This window comes from Legionella rubrilucens (genome assembly GCF_001468125.1).
Taxonomy (GTDB): domain Bacteria; phylum Pseudomonadota; class Gammaproteobacteria; order Legionellales; family Legionellaceae; genus Legionella_C; species Legionella_C rubrilucens.
The window spans coordinates 668274-687090 of sequence record NZ_LNYT01000007.1 but is presented as its reverse complement, the minus strand read 5'-3'; the positions used below and the strand labels follow the sequence as shown (position 1 = coordinate 687090).

The following is an 18817-nucleotide window of genomic DNA, read 5'->3' as shown; positions in this document are numbered from 1 at the left end:
TTATTTTGTTAACCTACGGGGCAATTTGGTTTACAACAGCGATGATCGTGTGAGCACCCCTTCCTGTGTCGTCATCCAGGCAATAGAAAAAAACAGACAGTGTATTCTGACAGCCATCGAAGCCTTGGCTAATAATAAAGCCGTCAATGTCCAGGTGATACCTGAAAATCCGGAGCTAACCCTGGTCAAGGTTTATCAACAGGATGAACCTGTCTATTTTTTACTGACTCAAACGCTTGGGGCAGGTTCTTTTGGTGAAGTATCCAAAGCCCTGTGTCTTGATGCTGAAAGCGGCAATGTGATGCCGGAACCAGCCTATGCAGTTAAAATAACCGACTACTCCCTGGGAGGAACCGCGGCCAGCTCGGATCGCGAAAGCGCGCTCCTGGAAGCCCGGAATGAACATCATCTGCTTGAGGGGCTTCATCGCTCTTTTGGGTTTTCCCATGGCAGGCGCAAAAAAGAAGTCACGTATCAGGATGAAGACATTGGCACATTAACCTATGAAGCCCAGGTCGAGGAGGCAGTTCTTGTCATGCCGCTTTATCCCGGCCATGACTTGGGGCATAAAAAGCACGAACACCGCTTCAGTTTTGGTTCCTTAACGACTTTGTGTCTGGGTGCCGAAATCGCTGAGCAACTGGCTGAATTACACGATCACGGTATTCTCCATACCGATTTAAAGCCTGATAATATTCTCTGGGATGCCAAAGAAGGGCATGTCAATATCATTGATTTTAACCGGGCCAAAAAACTTCCAGAGGGCCATACCCACGTCCGAGTCAGCTACTCGTCCGACAAGCATTACATGGCGCCTGAAACGGAAACCGACAACGGTTATCTGTTTTCCAAGGCCAGTGACATCTTTTCATTGGGCAAAATCATGGCGGAGCAGTTTAAGATGACTGACAACAGCGGTGAATCCCACAGCTTACACAACAAGCCTTACTTAAGCTATGACGAATTACTGCTGGCCGAATTCCTTAATCGCATGTGTCATCCAGAGGAAAAAAGACGCCCGAACGCCACCGAATGCCAGCGTTTTTTCAGGCAATTGGCGGATAAAATCACCCTGGATATTAAAAAGCCGAACGCTCCATTACGGCTTCATCTCAGCAAACAATTAATCAAGCTCGAAGCCTATGCCAATGACCTCTGGCAGGCCTTTCAAAGTGAAAACAGCGTGAGTCGTGTCCTGTATCAGTTTTGCCTCATTGAAGATCGGGCAGCCCGGTATCAGGAAGTCCTCAACGCCATCCGCATGGTCGTGAACGCCCTGTCACAGCATCCTGTCAACCTGGCGGCGCTTGGAACAAACGACGAACTGGCCATAAAAGATAAAACCTTTAATAGCCTGTTTACCCGCAAGAGCCAGTTCCAAACGTTGCTTGAGGACATCGCAGTCGAATCAGATAAAGCCGTGGCGACGTCGTCTCTCCAACTGAGCAGGGGCTAAGGCTTAAACTGAATAATGACTTTTTGTGTCGTTCCTTCCTTAGGCTCCCAGGGACGGGCATAACGAAAAGTCATGGCACTGCTTTTAGGCAAGGCAACCCCCTCATTAACCGCGAAGGTGAAAACCATTTGTCCCCCGGCCCCGATCAATTTTGTTTCAGGCGCCACATATTGACTGCTCATCAGCTTAAACAGGGTTTGATCGTAATTTTGCACTGTCCACTGATACCCCGTGGTGGGGTTTGCCTGGAGCGTGACTTTAAATTGATCTTCTCCGGATGCGACATTCAAGGTCATGGCCGTAGGGTTGGCAGCGTGCACACCAAAACCCAGCATCAACAGGATCCCATGGATTAATTTTTTCATGATTTCTCGAGTGGTTAGCGCTGTTTTTAAGTATACGCCTTAAATTCACAGCCATAAATGAATTTATCCTTGGACAATCCCCCGGTTTTAGGCACTATACTAATGATCATTCATCTGCCGCAAGGAGCATTATGAAAGCTGTAGGATACCAAAAAGCCGGGCCAGCCAATGTATTGACCGACCTTGAATTACCAATCCCCACCCCTGGTGATTCCGATCTTTTAGTCGAAGTAAAAGCCGTGGCAGTTAATCCCGTTGACTGCAAAGTCCGCGTTAAAGCCAGCCCGGAACAAGGCGATTACCGAATTCTCGGCTGGGATGCCGCCGGGGTGGTCAGGAAAGTCGGCGCCAAGGTGTCGTTATTTAAACCCGGTGATGAAGTCTGGTATGCCGGTGATCTGATGCGGGCCGGTTGCAACAGCGAATACCATCTGATTGATGAAAATCTGGTGGGCAAAAAACCCAAAAGCCTGTCTTTTACCCAGGCAGCGGCCATGCCCCTGACCAGCCTCACCGCCTGGGAACTGCTGTTTGATCGCCTTGCCATTGATAAAGACGAAAAAGCATCCATCTTAATTACCGGTGCTGCAGGCGGCGTAGGTTCCATCCTGGTGCAACTGGCCCGTCAACTGACGTCGCTGACCATCATAGGAACCGCCTCCAGGCAGGAAAGCATCGACTGGATACTCAAGCAAGGCGGGCATTTTGTCATTGATCACACTCACCCCATGCTGGATCAACTCATTCATTTTGACATCAATCAGGTGGATTATGTTGCGAGCTTAACGCACAGTGATTCGCATGCGGAAGAATTGATCCGCTGTTTGAAACCACAGGCCAAATTTGCCTTGATTGACGATCCGGTCAATCTCGATATCAAGCTGTTTAAGTTAAAAAGCATCTCCATTCATTGGGAAATGATGTTCACGCGTTCGATGTATAAAACGGCGGATCGCATCCAGCAGCATGCCATCCTCAATCAAATCAGTGAATTGGTTGATCAGGGCAGTCTTCATACCACGCTCAATGAAACCTTCGGACCGATTAATGCAGCTAACTTAAAGCGCGCCCATGAACTGATTGAAAGCGGCCGTTCGCGTGGAAAAATTGTATTAACGGGTTTTTAGTCGGCAAACTGACAGAGACTTACTAGACTATGAAATATACCCTTGACAGCGGATACCCATCATGAAAACACGCGCTGTGTACATTGCAGGAAGTGCCCGCATTCCCTTCGTCAAGTCGATGACTGATTACAGGGATGTGCAAACCCAGGATTTAATGATTGCCTCCCTGCAACGACTGGTCGATACCCTGCAGTTAAGCGGCCGAACCGTTGGCGACGTGGGCCTTGGAGCGGTCATTAACAGTTCCATGAACTGGAATCTGGCCCGAGAAGCCGTTCTTGGCACCACCCTCAATCCTGATACACCGGCCTATACTCTGCAACGAGCCTGTGGTACCAGTCTGGAAACCACCCTGCAAATTGCCTTGAAAATTGCCAATTATCAAATGGACGACGGCATTGCCGGCGGCGTTGATTCCAACAGTGATCTGCCGGTGATGTTTCGTCAATCCTTCACCCGCATTCTTCTGAAACTCAATGAAGCCAAAACGCCCATGCAAAAAATAAAGGCGGTGCTGTCGTTTAAACCCAGTCATTTTAAACCGCAATACCCCTCGGTCAAGGAACCCCGCACGGGCTTGTCCATGGGTGAGCACACCGAAAAAATGGTCAAGCAATGGCAGATAAGCCGTAAAGACCAGGATCAACTCGCCTGGATCAGTCATCAAAAAGCCGCCCGTGCTTATGACGAGGGGTTTTATGATGATCTGGTTTTTGACTTTAACGGCTTACACCACGACGGCACGCTTCGTCCAGACACCACACTTGAAAAACTTGAAAAACTCAAACCGGCTTTTGACAAAACAGCGACAGGCACATTAACCGCCGGCAACAGCACGCCGCTGACCGACGGCTCCTCGGCCGTGTATTTAGTCAGCGAAGACATCGCTAAACAACACCGCCATCCCCTGTTGGCCCGCTTCGTCGACGCGCAGGTCGCTGCAGTGGATTTTGTTCATGGCGAAGGACTGCTCATGGCACCTACCCGCGCCGTGTATGAATTATTATACCGCAACGGGCTTAAACTGCAGGATTTTGATTTTTATGAAATTCATGAAGCCTTCGCCGGTCAGGTGCTGTGTACACTCAAAGCCTGGGAGTCCGATGAATATTGCCGTAATGTGCTCCGAGCAAAACAGGCCTTGGGGCCCATTGATCAAAGCAAAATGAACATCAAAGGCGGAAGTCTTGCGCTGGGGCATCCGTTTGCGGCGACTGGGACACGCATTGTCGGCACCCTGGCTAAGTTACTGCATCAAAAAGGCTCAGGGCGCGGGTTGATTTCCATCTGCACTGCGGGCGGCATGGGCGTGGCGGCCATTCTGGAAGCCGTTTGAATAAGCGCTAAACCCAAGTGCCCATCCTGTTCTCATCATTTAACTCGTCATCGATTGCTTCCCGTGGCTTGACTTTACCTTGTTGATAATCGTCATGAATGGCTCTCAACTCTTGAACACAGGCCGGCGATTTTTGAAAACCGAAACGACGGGCAATGGAGACTATCTGCTGCATTTCATGAATTTTAGCCTCGCTGGCTTTCACTTGAATGGTTTTTGTGGCTTCCTCTGGATTCTGGCTTTTCTCAAGCACCTCCCGTTTGGACAAGCCCGCGTAACGCTCACAGTATTCATCACCCGACAAGGGCAGATACGGTTTATCGTTCAACAGGCGGCGAGTGGCGAAATGGTAATCACCCAGATCCTGAATACTCATTCTGGCGCTCATTTCCTTACGGTAGATGTCCTTTTCAGGATTTCTCGGCAATAAGGGATCATGGCAAGCGGCGATAGTCGGCGTGGTTATGCCAGCCAGTGTTTGTATACTTTTGATGACACAATAGGTCAAAAAGGCCAGTAAAGGCACCGCTGCCAGAGCTAAAAAAAAGACCGGCGTCACCAGGGGGGCGCACACAGGGATTAAGGGGACAATGAGCATCGCGGCCGGAATCAACACCATGCCTGTGCCCAACAAAGCCTTCGCCCAGACTGGACGCTCGAAAACCCAGTTTAAGAACGAGTCAAATTCACCCCGTTTGCGGTGGGTATAATCATCGTAAAGCAGGGTGATCACCACGTCAGCAAAATAGCCCCAGATCAGAGCTGAACAGAGCGCGCTGACCAGCAATCCAAGAAGAGCGGGACCGGGAATGACCAAGGCCGGGATTAACGCAGGAAACAAAAGGAACAGGGCAAAAAAACCAAGCACCAGGCTGACCTGTCGCTTATGGGCCCAAAGGTAACGCAGCGCCGGCAAGGCACCATAACGAAAAGGCACGAGCACCGAGTAATAAAACACGCCGCGCAGCAGCGTGTAGAACCAGAAATTCCGTTTTCTGCGTTCCTCATTGTCCGCTTTGGTATCGACGCCAACGAATTGGGTGTCTTCATAACCGGAATAAATCATGGCGTGGTCCGTCAGAGGATTCAATTGCTTTTTGCGCTGTTCGGAGGGAATCACGTGCACAATGTCCCAGTCCTCTTTCCATTCGCCGAATTTGGAAATAGGATCATTCCCCTGTTTGAACACACGGACTTTAAGGTTTTTATTGGTTTTTCGAATGTCATCCCAGTGATCATACCGGCTTTTCTTAAGCCAGGACGTGTAAAGTCCCGGCGGGTTGAACGCATCGACGCGGCCAAGTTTATCGCCCTGATCAATGGCCAATAACAGCGACAATGCCCCACCCAGACTTGTACCGCAGACGCAGGTTTTTTTACCCTGACGGTTAAGCCAGCGCACGAGGTTATCGCGGCCGTTGCGGTAAAGTTTTTTTCCGGGGGTTTCAAACCCTTCGAGGTCGGTATTCACCTGCGACACAAACCCCTGACCGGCAGGATAGGTTGTTCCCATAAAGACAAGATGCGGCGAAGCATCCGGGTGATTGATGGGTTCAAGGCCGTAGGCGAATACGCGGTCCTCTTCACTTAAGAACAGTTTTTTAAAACCAGAGACTGGCGTCAGTTCAATGGGAACCACCTTGTAATGCACCATTTGCCATCGTTTATTGATGCATTGAGGAATGGTAAAACACTCATAAGGCGTAATGTCGCTAAAAGGCAGCAGGCTTAAGCACTGGCTGATATACAGTTCCGCCTGGCGGTGCTGCAGAGGTTCAAGCTGTTTCCCCTGCAGTTGTTTAAAAACATGGTCAAACCCCTGCTGGAAAGCCACGCGCATGGCGCGCATCAACTCCCGATCGCGAGACCAGAAGACGGCCTTGATGACTTTGCGGGTGAACAGGGACTTGACCTCATCCTGCCATCCCATGGTGAGGATGCGCAGGGCGTTGCGGGCAATAGCCAGGGAGGCAGGCCATCCTTCAAGCCCATCCAGAGGCTCCAATTCAGCCCGTTCATAAAAATTCAAGCCCAAGCCGCCTGCGTAATATTCCCCGTCCTGCATGCTTTAAACTCCTGTTATCAATCGCTGAGCCTGTCCATCCGTAAACCGGAAGGCTGGTCAAAGGCTCCCGTTATCTTCTGCGTCTGCGCTCAACATCATATACCAAATAGCTGCTGAATTTAACTCAATCCGGTGCCGGCACTTTCATGACAAAAGCCTTGCTATTCAATGGCATTAGGGTAATCTTTTACGACTTTGCTAAAGAAGGAATTGGGTGTGGAACACGAAACGATGGAATACGATGTGGTCATTGTTGGTGCGGGTCCTTCTGGATTATCGGCCGCGATTAAACTCAAGCAATTAGCCGCCGCTCAAAACAAAGACATCTCTGTCTGTGTGCTTGAAAAAGGCGCTCAGGTGGGCGCTCACATTCTTTCAGGCGCTGTCCTTGAACCGCGAAGCCTTAAAGAATTGCTGCCTGACACCTGGCAGGAAGCCCCCTTGAATACAGCCGTCACCGAAGACGCTTTTTATTGGCTGACCAGCAAGCGCGCTTTCCGCATGCCGACGCCAAGGCCCATGAAAAATGAGGGTAATTACATCATCAGCCTGGGCGAACTTTGCCAATTCCTGGCAGTTCAGGCTGAAAATCTGGGCTGTGAAATTTATCCGGGCTTTCCTGCATCAGAAATCCTCTACAACACCCACGGGGAAGTCATTGGCGTAGCGACCGGCGACGTCGGAATTGACAAAAAAGGCAACCAAACCAGCAATTACCAACCTGGCATGCATCTCCATGCCAGACAAACCCTGTTTGCCGAAGGTTGCCGCGGGCAGTTAAGCCAGAACCTCATGCACCGCTTTCAACTGCGCGACCAGTGTCAACCCCAGACTTACGGCATAGGCATTAAGGAAATATGGCAGGTGAAACCGGAAAATCATCGTCCGGGCAAGGTCATCCACACGTTTGGCTGGCCTTTGGACAACGCCACCTATGGCGGTTCATTCATTTACCACATCTCCGATAACCGCGTGGCCCTTGGTTATGTCATCGGCCTTGATTACCAGAATCCCTGGCTTAATCCTTTTGCGGAATTTCAACGCTTCAAAACCCATCCCTTTGTGCGTAAAACACTTCAGGACGGCGAGCGCATCAGTTACGGCGCACGCGCGTTGAATGAAGGAGGCTGGCAATCCATTCCCAAATTAACCTTTCCGGGAGGGGCACTTATCGGCGATGCGGCAGGTTTTTTAAATGTCCCCAAAATCAAAGGCACGCACACCGCCATGAAATCGGGCATGCTGGCCGCCGAAGCCTGTTTTGAACTCTTGATGGCAGGCAATGCCGCAGAGGATAAGCAGACAGAGCTTAAGGCTTATCCTGAGAAGCTCAATCAGTCCTGGGTAGCCAATGAATTGTATGCGGTGAGAAACATCCGGCCGGGATTCCGGTTTGGCCTGTTTTTTGGCCTGGCGAATGCTGCCTTTGAAACCTATATTACCCATGGCAAATCGCCCTGGACATTCAAGCACCATGCCGATTATGCCACCCTGCTGCCGGCTGCCAAAGCCAAAAAAATCGTTTACCCCAAGCCCGATGGCATTTTAACCTTCGATCGCTTAAGTTCGGTTTACCTGACCAATACTTACCATGAAGAAAATCAGCCCTGCCACCTGACCTTACGGGATCCGGCCCTGGCCATTGCCGTGAATTATCAGGAATACGCCTCTCCCGAGAGCCGCTACTGCCCTGCAGCCGTGTATGAAATCGTTGAGGATGAGGCCGGTCCGCGCCTGCAGATTAACGCGCAGAATTGCATCCACTGCAAAACCTGCGACATCAAGGATCCGCGTCAGAACATTGTCTGGCAAGCGCCTGAAGGCGGCGGCGGCCCGAATTACCAATCCATGTAGAGTGGAGGCCATGCAGTGTTGTTATTTGCACCCTGAATAAGGTAGACTTGCAGGTCTTAAGTCCCGGTGGCACAGCTGGATAGCGCAGCCCCCTCCTAAGGGGCAGGTCGGAGGTTCAAATCCTCTCCGGGACGCCACATAAATGGGGTTTTTCCCACTTACGGCCCCTCATTCCAATAGATCAATCATTTTGAAATCCGGGATTACATAACAAAACCCGGTCTCTCTCTCGGCTGAGATTCCTTATCCAATGGGTTGAGCATCTCCATGATAATGTATTGAGCATTCTTTTTAAGGAAAAGAGTTAAATGTGCCTTCCCTAGACTGGACCACCCAGTGGTTTTATCTTGAACAAGATCATGGTATATTTTATCAACAAATTTCTCGTCGATGGTAAGGGATAATTGAGGTCGAAGTGCCTTCAGCAATCCTAACCAATACAAACCGAGGGTTGTCGTGCATGAGCCATGCAATGCTGAATTTATTAAATCAGCCACCGTTCGTTCAGACTTGGTTTGAATGTTTTTTACCCACAAATAGTCTAATCCTTTCTTTTCATCGGAACTTAACGTATCAGATAACACTTGGATCAAGAGTTGATAGCCATAGGAACTTAACGCATCAGTCAGGCCACCTGGTAAAAAGTTGGATGTTAACCCACCCTTATGGCAGCTCAGTACCAACATCACTTCCACAGCATCCAAAATGACGGTTAGCTTCTCTTTATCAATCGTGTCTAAGGAAATCTCTGCTTTGTCGGGCTGTACATTGACATATTCCTGGTAATACTCCGGATATCGTCTTTTTAATTGAGAAAGAAAGCGCTCTTGATCCCGTTCGCTCATCTCAGTACCCCTTACATCATCGAAATGCAGTGTCGTGCGTAGAAAGCCTTTGTATTTATTGGCCAAAAAAACCGTTTCCAATGAATAAGCAATGTATTTGTTACCCTTTAAATTATCCAGTGAAATAAACACATCATCTTTAAGATAAAGCTCTTCCCAGGTTTCATAAGAATTAGAAGAATACTCTTTTTCAAAATAGACTTCAGGCATCATAAACGGCAATGGATGCTCGTCATCAATGATTTTTGCTATTGAATAAATCGAGTGGAAACTGGCCTCGCAAGGAGCCTCAAGGAAAGCCTGTTTATTTTTAACCCAGTTTTTCGACAGGATAATAATTTGGCCTAATTTGATATAGCCTGAGTAGGTTTGGTTCATTCCTGTTTTTTTATTGTCCTTCTTTTCAAATTTTTCTAGCATGCTACATCTCTTTACATAATGACCAATTAGTTGGTTTATTGGATAAATTTATTACCAATGGATTATAAAGAACAAATATTAACCAACGATTAAATGGCTATTTTTTCCAAAAAAAGGATTAGCAAATCGTATTGATGGATTTTTTGAGCAAGGAAAGAGTTAACGCGGGTTTCGTGTCGAGAGTCATGAATTGTATTGAAATCAAGGGATTGGTGATTAAGTCATTGATGTTATATCAGCTCGTTTCAATACTTTTTTTCAGTGATTCTCGCTTACCAGGAAGGTTTCTCTACGTAGGATTCAGGCCACTTTACACTTTGTTATACATTCTTTAGGCTTTCTTTTCACTTTAGGTTTACACCGTCCTCTTTTGCCATTGGCAACTGTATTGTGATGCCGGTGTAGCGCACAACGGCTTCTGATTTCCATCGATTAACACTGGCCATATAGAATACTATTTGACCATTTAGTCAGACAGTGGCAATATGTTCAAAATTTACACTTTGCGGCCGCTCCAAGGATTGCGCTTTTTATTGTTGTGACAAAAGAAGAAGCCATGCGTCTTGAATTATTTAATCGTTCCATTGAGGCAATCATTGCCAAACTACACCAGCTCAAGGGTTCGTGGATTTCTGAGCTCCATCTACCCAATAACCGGCTGGGTGAGGAAAAATTCACTGAATTAGCGCGTCTATTTAGCACGTTTAAGGATTTGGGTCTCCATTCCCTTAATCTGCGCCTCAATGCTCTCGGGCAAAATACCGGGCCCACAGGGATGGAATGGGTGGCGCTGTTCAACATACTAAAGGACTCGGGGATAAGCCATCTCGATGTAAGCGCCAATTACTTTGGACTAAGAACCGGCTCTGAACTAATCGCTCTGTTCAGAGCGCTTAAAGGTTCTTCCATCACCCGCCTTGATTTAAGCAATAATTACCTTAACCAAAGAACAGGGGCTGAGTTAGCAGCCTTGATCACTGTTTTAAACGAGCCAGGGATCATTCAACTGGATTTAAGTTACAATTATTTGGGACAATGGCCAGCCCATGAATTAATCGAGTTATTTCAGGCCTGGCGCGGTAAGTCCATGACTGTTCTTGATTTGGCTAACAATGAGTTGGGCAAACAGGACGGCGCCGCATTGGCGATCCTGTTCAGCGCATTCCAACACTCGTTAGTCACTCGCCTTGGTCTACGTCGTAATGATTTTTATCTAAGAACCGGTGCTGAATTCACCGCCCTGCTGCATGCCTTCAAAGGCTCTCCTGTTACCCACCTCGATTTAAGCGATAATGGCTTCTCTCTCATGACCGATACGTCGTTTGGAACCCTGTTTGATGCGCTGCAAGGCTCCTGTATCAGCCATCTCAATGTCAGTGGTAATGGCCTTGGGGAATTGGACCTGACTGAATTGACTGCGATGTTTTCCTCGCTAAAGACCACAAAAGTGACTCATCTTGATGCAGGCGACAACCGATTTGATTGGAAAACGGCTGAGGAATTGGCGGTTCTGTTCGATGCGCTTGCCCATTCTCGCTTAATTCATCTTGGTTTAAATAACTGCCATTTTCATGAACGAACAGCAGACGAGTTGAGTGTTATGTTTAATGCATTGCCAGCCAATATCAGGTCGATAAAATTATCGCTTCAGGAAGTAACCCAAATGGACCATGAACAACGTCAGGCCATCCAACGGCGTTTTCCGAGAGCGGAGCAAATCATCCTGGTGAATAACGACATGGACAGGGAGTTAAATCCATCGTCAAACCCAGAGGATGCCAATGTGTATCGGCGGTTAGGTTTTATTGGGATGCCGGTCCCCTCACTGGCCGGCTTAACGTCTTGGTTTGTGGTCAGCAACAACCTTCGCTTCAAACGTGAAGCGGAACAGTTACTCCCGGATGAAGTCAAGAAACGAATTGCCATGACTCCCCAGGAACTGGAAGAGCATTGTCAGAATGCCTGGCCGGCAGCCTGTTGATGTGGCGTTTCAAACCGCAGAAGGCGCAATCCTTGGTGAAAAGTAAAGAAAACGGGTGTGAGCATGTTTCAATACCCTGTTTGATGTCCTTTATTAAAGAAACCATATGGAATAAATAGAAGAGGCTCCATCCGCGCACGGCTCAAACCAATTCAGCAGAGAGACGTGAAACACGTTTAACGGCTACAATTTGGCGCGAAGTGTGTGTTCTTTACTGCCGCGATCAGAAGATTGGTTCGAGGTTTGTGTAGCAACCACGTATGGCCAAGCATTATTTGTGTCCACCAGACATCCATACTTTTCTGATCCATCCCAGACCAGTCAGGCGGATTGCTAATTAATGCATCACCCATTTTCTTTGCCTTATCCACTTCTTCGGCATTGGTTTTCTGTTGCTTGTCTTTCCATTGACTAAAAAGAGGAAATAAATCCTTATCGGGATTGGATAATAATAACTGGTGCAAATCAATGGCATTGCCCAATGCTTTGGTGACCCCCGATGCACTGTGCGGGCGTGCTGTTGCTGCGGCATCGCCTACAAACAATAAATCATTATCCGGGTAAGCAGTGATCTGGGAATCAAAAATAACCTGAATAAAGGGATGAGTTGTTTGGTGAACTATCTCGGCAATAACCGAAGGAAAATGTGCTTTTGCCAGGGCATGAAGATAGTCACATTGAGTCTCATGAAGCCCTTTCGGAGGGACAGAGCGAGTATGGACCTTGTTTTGACAATCAGTAAGCCGCAATTGCAGCTGATCAGGTGAGGTTCGTTCATAGATTAACCAGTTTATCATGGCCTTGCCGGTTTTTTCATAATCAGCCGCAGGAATGCGATAGACTAAAATATGACCATTTTCCCAGGGATAACATTCAATACTCTCCCCCGGATCATAAGTACAATCAGCAAGCGTGCCGCGCCAGGCAATATAGCCGGCATAGGTTTCTGTGGTTGATGATAATTTTTTGCGTACTGTCGATTCAACCCCATCGGCAGCAACGACAAAATCGGCAGTATAGGCAGTATTTAGCGCCGTTTTTAAAGAATACCTGCTTTTTTCTTTCTGGATGTTGATAACCTGCTGGTGATGTTGAATTAACCCGGGGTTAAGTCGTTTACGCAGATTGCGATAGACATCAATCCAATTCAGGGCAAAACCTTGTAAAGATTGATGCCAGAATTTTTCAACCTGCCCTTCTGCATTCGTTTTTCTGAAAAAAGTGCGGCCAGAAATGGCTAGCCGCGGTATATCAGCATCGAATAAATCCAGTTCAATGCATTTCTTAACCAAAGCCAATGGCAGCATGATTCCTGCCCCGTTTCCTTCTGCGCTGCCGGATGAGCGCTCAAGGACGGTCACTTCAATACCCAGGCGGGATAAAAGAATCGCTACAGCGCAACCTGAAATCGAGCCGCCAATAATAATCCCTTTTTTCATTTGGTTAACCTGATGGATGAGTTGAAGACATGTTTGTAAAAGCCAAACGAGAGGTTCTAGCAAAAATGCCGCTAGCGTAATCAGCTAAACCGTCAAACATACCACAAAAGAAACACACACAGCCAATCCGCTAACACGCTTTAAAAACAAGCCATTTAAAACCAATTGGTTCATTATGTATTAAAATTAACTATTATGTGCTTTAGTAGAACGAAATGGGCCGTAAAACCATCCTCTTATCCGAAAGGATGAAAGCATTAAAATACCGCATCCGCCAGGCCGAACGGGAGACGAGTCTGGTGGATGAAATCAACAAGCGCGGTAACTATGCGAACAATGCCCTAGGCCTGTTCAGCCAGATTCAGGGCTTTTTTGCCTCCATCTTCTCTCAAAGCAAACAGCTGCCGATTATCGGCTTTATTCTACAAATGGTTTCCGTTATTCCCACAGCCATCACCACCCTTTTTGCCAAAGACAAAACCGTGGGTGAAAAACTATTTGCCATGGGCGTTCTGGTGGTGGTTACGGCGTTAAGCATTGCCGCCTTTGTATTAACGGCCGCGGTTTCTGCAGCGATTGGTGTTGCGGTCAGCGCTCTTACCACCGTACTTGAAGGGATAAGTTTAGCCGGCAGTATCGCGGCCAAACTAACGACCCGCGCAGAATATAAGCAGAAAAAAGAATTTAATCAATTACTGGAGGCCAGAAACACGACTGCCCTGGCGGATGAAAAGTACTTAGATCCCCTGAGAGTGCGTTATCTGGAATTGCAACAGGCACTGCGTGATCCCGATTTAAAAGAGGAGGACAAAAATAACCATCAGACAGAGTCGACCTTCATTCATGATCTCCTGACCCAAAGAGGCTTGACGCTTGAGGGTGATGAAGAAAGCCAGGCGGGCAAGCTTAAAAAATGCTATGACCAGCGCTGGGAGAAAATGCTTGCGCTGACCGTGCTTGTTGAGAATCTTGAAAAGGTCGCTGATTCGATGACGCCTGATGAAAGAAAGACCCGCATCGCTGCCATTGATGCGCTTAAGGAAGAGATTGTCAAGCTGGATACAGAAATTACCGGCATCACCAAGCCCATCCATCAATTAAAGCGCAATGATTTATTAGCGAACGAGAAATTAGCCCAAACCTACACCACCTTCGCCTTAGCCGGCGCCGGAGTGGTTTTATCCACCATCGCCTTGCTGATGGCGGTCAGCGTGGTCGCAGCACCACCGGTGCTTTTACCCATCGTCGGTGGTTTGGCCATTGCCATGGCCACCATCGGCCTCATCAAATGGGTTGCTGAGAAATTTGCAGAAAAACAGGACAGCAAAGCCGATAAAAAACGACAGGTTTTAAAAGAAGAAAGCATCCTGGATGAGTCTCTGGATTGCTATCAAACCCAGCTGGGAGAAAGGCCCAATCAATCCGCCACGTGCAGTTACTCCAATCACATGCTGGGGATTTTGCAAACCCCGCCAGACCCTCAACCCCCACAAACGCCATCCCTGACATCTCAACCGACCCCGCCTGTACCAGACGCCTCCCTGGTTACCCAATCAACCCAGACGGTTGAACTCACCACCCTTCCACCCGATGCCAATCCCAACGATGCCGGGAAAGACGCGATTTACCCTTCAGCAGGTTCAAACCGCATCAGTGTGTAGAAATTATATGAAATTAAAGGCAGACAAGCCCTGAAGGCTGGCAAAGGTTTTCTGTGCGATCTGAAGATAGGTAATCTGCAATTGATACTCCACAGCCAGCGATTCCAAATCAGCATCTTCAAGCCGGGATTTGGTTTCCTTGCTGATGTCGATCAGATCCATATTCACTTTTTCTGCCACATCCAATTGATTCAAACGAGCGCCCACCTGCGCCTGAAAGTCCAGCAGATTACCCAGACCACTGTCTAATTGTTCAAGGATCTGATTGTTCTCCGTGAATACGCGTGCTTTGTCGCTGGGGGCTCCAAAGGGTTGCCTTAAGTTCGCAACCATGCGCGCGGCTGTCGAAAAAATGGATTCATTGGCGGCCGGGGCTACAGCAAAGGCATCCCCGGCTTCTGGCGTTCCTGTCACGTTAATTTCAATGCCGTTAAAACTCACCGCCATGCCGTCCGTGTACAAAGGCGCGTCATCTGGTAAACCGGTTGCGGGGATAACATTGCCGCTTGCCGCACCGCTGACCATGACCACCAGCTGATTCTGGGTGTTTAATGCGAACTGGATTGTGTAATCATCCGCAACATAGGCGGCATTGTTCACCACACTGCCTGAGGTGGCCACCGCGGTGCCGGTATTGGGCGTTGCGGTTTCAGAGACGGTGAATCGGCCATTACCGCTTGGAACCCGCATAAACAAATCATCACCGGTGTCATTCAAAGCCACCTGCAGACCGCTGCTGATGGCTTGAAAACGTTGGGTTTGATCGCCGTTATAGACGTATTGACCGTTCATATCCCGGGAAATGGTTTGCGCCTCGGAGCGGCTGCCGCTGAACATGTAATACCCGTTGCTGTCCTGGGTGTTGGCTAAACCCTGCAATTGATCCAGTAAATTCTGTGCTTCATCCGCCAGTGCTTTTCTGGCGGAATCGGTCAACGATCCATTTCCCGCCTGCACCTGCAATTCCCTTAACTTCTGAACCACACCCGCCATGTTGCCTATGACGCTTTCTTCCTGTTTAAGCGCCCCGTCGGCGTTCTGGCGGTTTTGTTCAAGGCGTTCGCCAAAAAAAATACGTTGATTCATCAAATCGATTTTAGCCGCGGCAATGGGATCATCGGAAGGCGACATCACCCGCTTACCTGAAGACAATTGCTGCTGAATGCGCAAAGCATCGGCCTGCTGCTTCAGCATGTTGTTTAAGCCGCGCGTAAACATCTGGTTTGATGAAATTCGCATGAAATCACCTCATCACTGCAAAGAGAATATCCATCATCTGTTTGGCTACGGAGAGCAACTGGCCAGCCGCCTGATAAGCTTGTTGCAATTGCAGCAGGTTTGCGGCTTCCTCATCCAGATTAACACCGCTTTTGCTATCGCGCAGGTCCACAGCCTGGTTAAATAACATATCGGCCGATTCGCTATTTAGTTTAGCCTGATTTGTTCTTCCCCCGACTGAACCGATTAAACTGGAGTAACGATCAAACAGATTTTGCGTTCCCCCCTCAAACAATTGGTCCTGTTGAATCGTTGTCAGCTTCAACCCATTGCCGTTATCCGCAATGCCGCCGGTATTGTAGGAGGCGGTGAATTGATCCCCGGCCGCCGGCACACCCGATAACACCACCGAATACGAAGGCGTCAAGGCATTGGGAATCATCACAGTATTCTCCGTGCCTGGCGTGAAGGTAAATGGACCGGAAGTGACGGAATCGGTGACATTGACCACGTTGTATTGCGTAGGCGAGATGAATTCGATGCGGAAATCCTTGTTCACATCGGTTGTGTTTAATACATTGCCAAGGCGAATGCCGCCGCTGCCTGTGTTCGTCAAAGCCGCTTGAGTCCGTACCGGGGAGGCGAAAGCCAGCTGTCTCGCATCGGTGAGATTCAGTGTCAAATCCCGCGCAGCGCCACGGGTTGGGGTCAGGGTATACGAGTCATTATTGGCGAGATTAGCGATGTTATCCACCGTAATCGTCATGCCGTCGATGGTCACGGAACCCGCCGGGGGAGCAGGCGGTGAACTGGTCCAGTTCAAGGTGGTCGCCTGGCCGTCAGAGCGGCGGATGACGCGGACTTCATTCGTCCCGGTATCGGTAACGTACAACTGGTAATCGCTGATTTTAACCTGGCTGATGTCGCTGATTTCAACCGACAACACGCCGGTACCGGTATTGTTGGTGTTTGCCACTGAACGGGCCAGTTGAGCGGACAGGGTATTAAAATCGTTAAAGAAATTTTGTCCCAACTGGTTGTTTAAATCCATCCCCAGACGATGCTGGGTGTTAAAGGCTGACGCCAGACCCATGGCCATTTGCCCAAGAACCTGACTGGCCTGCACCATGATATCGTCTTCAAAGCCCAGCAGGCCCGCGATCATGCCGGCCTGCATATTGCGGGTAATGTCAACGACCCCGGCGCCATTATCGAGAAGAATCTGGGCATTCAACTGGTTGGAACCGCTTGAATTCACCAGAAGCCTTCGCGCATCCGTGCCCATCACCAGCATTTCACCGGTCCCAATGGACACATCAATGCCGCCGTCCACCCGTTCAACAATGCTGACGTCGGTGAATTTGGACAGTTCTTTAAGTACCGCATCCCGTTGATCCAGCAAATCCGGCGCATTCTGGTTCACCGTCAATTTCTGATTGATATCGGCAATGGTTTTAGCGTACACATTAATCTGTTCAACCGCTTCCCTTAATTGAGTGCTGTTATTTCGCTGGTATTCATCAAGGCGTTGCTGCATTGTTCTGAACTGCTCAACCAGAGTCTGGCTTTGTTTGAGCGCCACATCACGGGCTGCATTGCTGTCCGGTGCATCATTAAGCTGCGAAAGGGCATTGAAAAAATTCTGCAGGTTAGCGGTAATGTTGGTGCCATCCTGAGACAGCAGTTTATCGATTTGTGCCGCCTGCTCGTAGAACACTTCGTATTGGGTTTTAGACGCCAGGGTATCGCGCACCTGCTGGTTGGCAAAACGGTCCGCGTGGCGTTGAATGTCGGTAATGACCACACCGCTGCCAATGTACGACCCTGCAAAACGTTGCGAGGGTAACTGACCAAAGAGCACCGTTTGCCGGGTATAATTGGGATTTTTGACATTGGTAATGTTAGTACCGACCACATCCAGGGCACGCTGAAACGCATTTAAACCTGAGGTTGCAATACCGAAAATTCCCACCATAATGATCGACTCCCATAATGTGCCGCCAGACATCGAAGGACAGGTTTATTCCATGGTATAACCAATCCTTTCCAGCGCTTGTTGTAACTCATCCCCATGGTAAATGGATAAAATTTTATCCGCATACCGGGGATCAGTAGCGTAACCTGCGTCATGAAGGGCTTTAATAAAACGATGTGGGTCATTCGCGTTTGCTAAAGCCTGCTCATAACGGCTGTTGTCTTTAATTAACGAGACATAATCCGCAAAACTGTTCTCAACAGACGAATATTTCTTGAAAGAAGCCTTCGTCTTTACAGGTATATCGGCAACATACTCGGTTGTCTTTACCTCGACTGCTTCATTTTGCTGTTTACCTGTTGATTTTATGTTGAAAAAATTATTACTGCTGCTGCCGTCTTCATCCCGCGTGACGTATTGTCCCCATCCGGTTTCAAGGGCAGCCTGAGCGACCAGCAACTTGGGATCAAGGCCCAGCATGCTGGCAGCCTGTTGCGCATAAGGCCAGATGGATTTCACAAATTCATCAATGGATTGCGCTGTTTTTCCCTGATCAGCCGCTGGTGATTGCGGTTTTAAAGGCGGTTTAACCGCATAGGCCTGCTGAAGCGCGGCCTGGTGCTGCAAGGGGTAGCCGGTATGGGTTTTCAGTGGTAAAGAATAGGATGGAGAGGCCGCTTTCGGTAAAGCAAAGCCTTGATGATCCGCCTTAAGAGGGAAACCCTGATTAACGTGCAGGGGAAAGCCCTGAGCCCCCTCGCCCGGAGGTAGGCTCTGACGTGAGATGGTTTTGCTCAATTGTTTAGTCAGCATGTCCGCAAGACCAATACCAGGGCCTTTGGTGATTTCTGAGGCATATTGGCCATCCAGCATTTCCTGGAACGTTTGCTCGTATTTAGTACGAAAAACCGTGCCCTCTTCGACAAAATGCTGCGCCCGCATGCTTTTAATCATCGCCTGCAGAAAAATCGCTTCAAATTGTCTTGCAGCCTCGGGCAACGCTTTTTCTGAATCATTACGTGCCTTAAGCTGCAGGGTTTGCAAGCCTTTAAAATCAGTCATCGCCACGCCGTTT

General features: G+C 48.6%; 13 protein-coding genes and 1 tRNA gene. 7 read left to right on the top strand and 7 right to left on the bottom strand.

The window, feature by feature from the left end:
* Positions 1 to 25 precede the first annotated feature (25 nt).
* Positions 26 to 1456, top strand: coding sequence for a protein kinase family protein (locus tag Lrub_RS06630; RefSeq protein ID WP_058531377.1), 1431 nt, complete (start codon positions 26 to 28; stop codon positions 1454 to 1456).
* Here Lrub_RS06630 and Lrub_RS06625 read toward each other — a convergent pair.
* Complete coding sequence (locus tag Lrub_RS06625; protein WP_058531376.1) at positions 1453 to 1821, bottom strand: protease inhibitor I42 family protein; 369 nt, start codon at positions 1819 to 1821, stop codon at positions 1453 to 1455. The genes Lrub_RS06630 and Lrub_RS06625 overlap by 4 nt on opposite strands.
* Before the next feature lie 131 nt (positions 1822 to 1952).
* Here Lrub_RS06625 and Lrub_RS06620 point away from each other — a divergent pair, with 131 nt between their 5' ends.
* Together Lrub_RS06620 and Lrub_RS06615 are read left to right on the top strand one after the other, a co-directional pair.
* Positions 1953 to 2948: a zinc-binding alcohol dehydrogenase family protein gene (locus tag Lrub_RS06620; RefSeq protein WP_058531375.1), complete on the top strand. Its 996-nt coding sequence runs from the start codon at positions 1953 to 1955 to the stop codon at positions 2946 to 2948.
* A gap of 61 nt (positions 2949 to 3009) precedes the next feature.
* On the top strand, positions 3010 to 4284 hold the full coding sequence (locus tag Lrub_RS06615) for an acetyl-CoA C-acetyltransferase (protein ID WP_058531374.1): 1275 nt from the start codon (positions 3010 to 3012) through the stop codon (positions 4282 to 4284).
* A gap of 7 nt (positions 4285 to 4291) precedes the next feature.
* Here the strand turns inward: Lrub_RS06615 and Lrub_RS06610 are convergent, their stop codons facing one another.
* On the bottom strand, positions 4292 to 6349 hold the full coding sequence (locus Lrub_RS06610; RefSeq protein ID WP_058531373.1) for a hypothetical protein: 2058 nt from the start codon (positions 6347 to 6349) through the stop codon (positions 4292 to 4294).
* Between the two features lie 216 nt (positions 6350 to 6565).
* Here Lrub_RS06610 and Lrub_RS06605 point away from each other — a divergent pair, with 216 nt between their 5' ends.
* Together Lrub_RS06605 and Lrub_RS06600 are read left to right on the top strand one after the other, a co-directional pair.
* On the top strand, positions 6566 to 8203 hold the full coding sequence (locus tag Lrub_RS06605; protein WP_058531372.1) for an electron transfer flavoprotein-ubiquinone oxidoreductase: 1638 nt from the start codon (positions 6566 to 6568) through the stop codon (positions 8201 to 8203).
* Positions 8204 to 8263: 60 nt separating this feature from the next.
* Positions 8264 to 8340: transfer RNA gene (locus Lrub_RS06600), tRNA-Arg, on the top strand.
* Positions 8341 to 8406: 66 nt separating this feature from the next.
* Here Lrub_RS06600 and Lrub_RS06595 read toward each other — a convergent pair.
* Positions 8407 to 9468: a hypothetical protein gene (locus tag Lrub_RS06595; RefSeq protein WP_058531371.1), complete on the bottom strand. Its 1062-nt coding sequence runs from the start codon at positions 9466 to 9468 to the stop codon at positions 8407 to 8409.
* A 538-nt stretch (positions 9469 to 10006) separates the two neighbouring features.
* Between Lrub_RS06595 and Lrub_RS06590 the strand changes: the two genes are divergently transcribed.
* Entirely contained in the window at positions 10007 to 11449 is a 1443-nt protein-coding gene (locus tag Lrub_RS06590) for a leucine-rich repeat domain-containing protein (RefSeq protein WP_272946948.1), read from the top strand.
* Positions 11450 to 11625: 176 nt separating this feature from the next.
* Here the strand turns inward: Lrub_RS06590 and Lrub_RS06585 are convergent, their stop codons facing one another.
* On the bottom strand, positions 11626 to 12888 hold the full coding sequence (locus Lrub_RS06585; RefSeq protein WP_058531370.1) for an FAD binding domain-containing protein: 1263 nt from the start codon (positions 12886 to 12888) through the stop codon (positions 11626 to 11628).
* A gap of 215 nt (positions 12889 to 13103) precedes the next feature.
* Between Lrub_RS06585 and Lrub_RS06580 the strand changes: the two genes are divergently transcribed.
* On the top strand, positions 13104 to 14549 hold the full coding sequence (locus Lrub_RS06580) for a T4SS effector SidA family protein (protein ID WP_133134134.1): 1446 nt from the start codon (positions 13104 to 13106) through the stop codon (positions 14547 to 14549).
* 3 nt (positions 14550 to 14552) lie between these two features.
* Here Lrub_RS06580 and flgL read toward each other — a convergent pair whose 3' ends face one another.
* From flgL to flgJ, 3 genes are read right to left on the bottom strand one after another with little or no spacing between them, the layout of a single operon-like run.
* Positions 14553 to 15788 (bottom strand): flagellar hook-associated protein FlgL, encoded by a 1236-nt coding sequence (gene flgL, locus Lrub_RS06575; protein ID WP_058531368.1) that lies wholly within the window; start codon positions 15786 to 15788, stop codon positions 14553 to 14555.
* 4 nt (positions 15789 to 15792) lie between these two features.
* Entirely contained in the window at positions 15793 to 17742 is a 1950-nt protein-coding gene (flgK, locus tag Lrub_RS06570) for a flagellar hook-associated protein FlgK (RefSeq protein WP_058531570.1), read from the bottom strand.
* Positions 17743 to 17787: 45 nt separating this feature from the next.
* The gene (gene flgJ / locus Lrub_RS06565) at positions 17788 to 18804 is read right to left on the bottom strand and encodes a flagellar assembly peptidoglycan hydrolase FlgJ (RefSeq protein ID WP_420324348.1); all 1017 of its coding nucleotides are present in this window, start codon (positions 18802 to 18804) and stop codon (positions 17788 to 17790) included.
* Between the last annotated feature and the right edge of the window lie 13 nt (positions 18805 to 18817).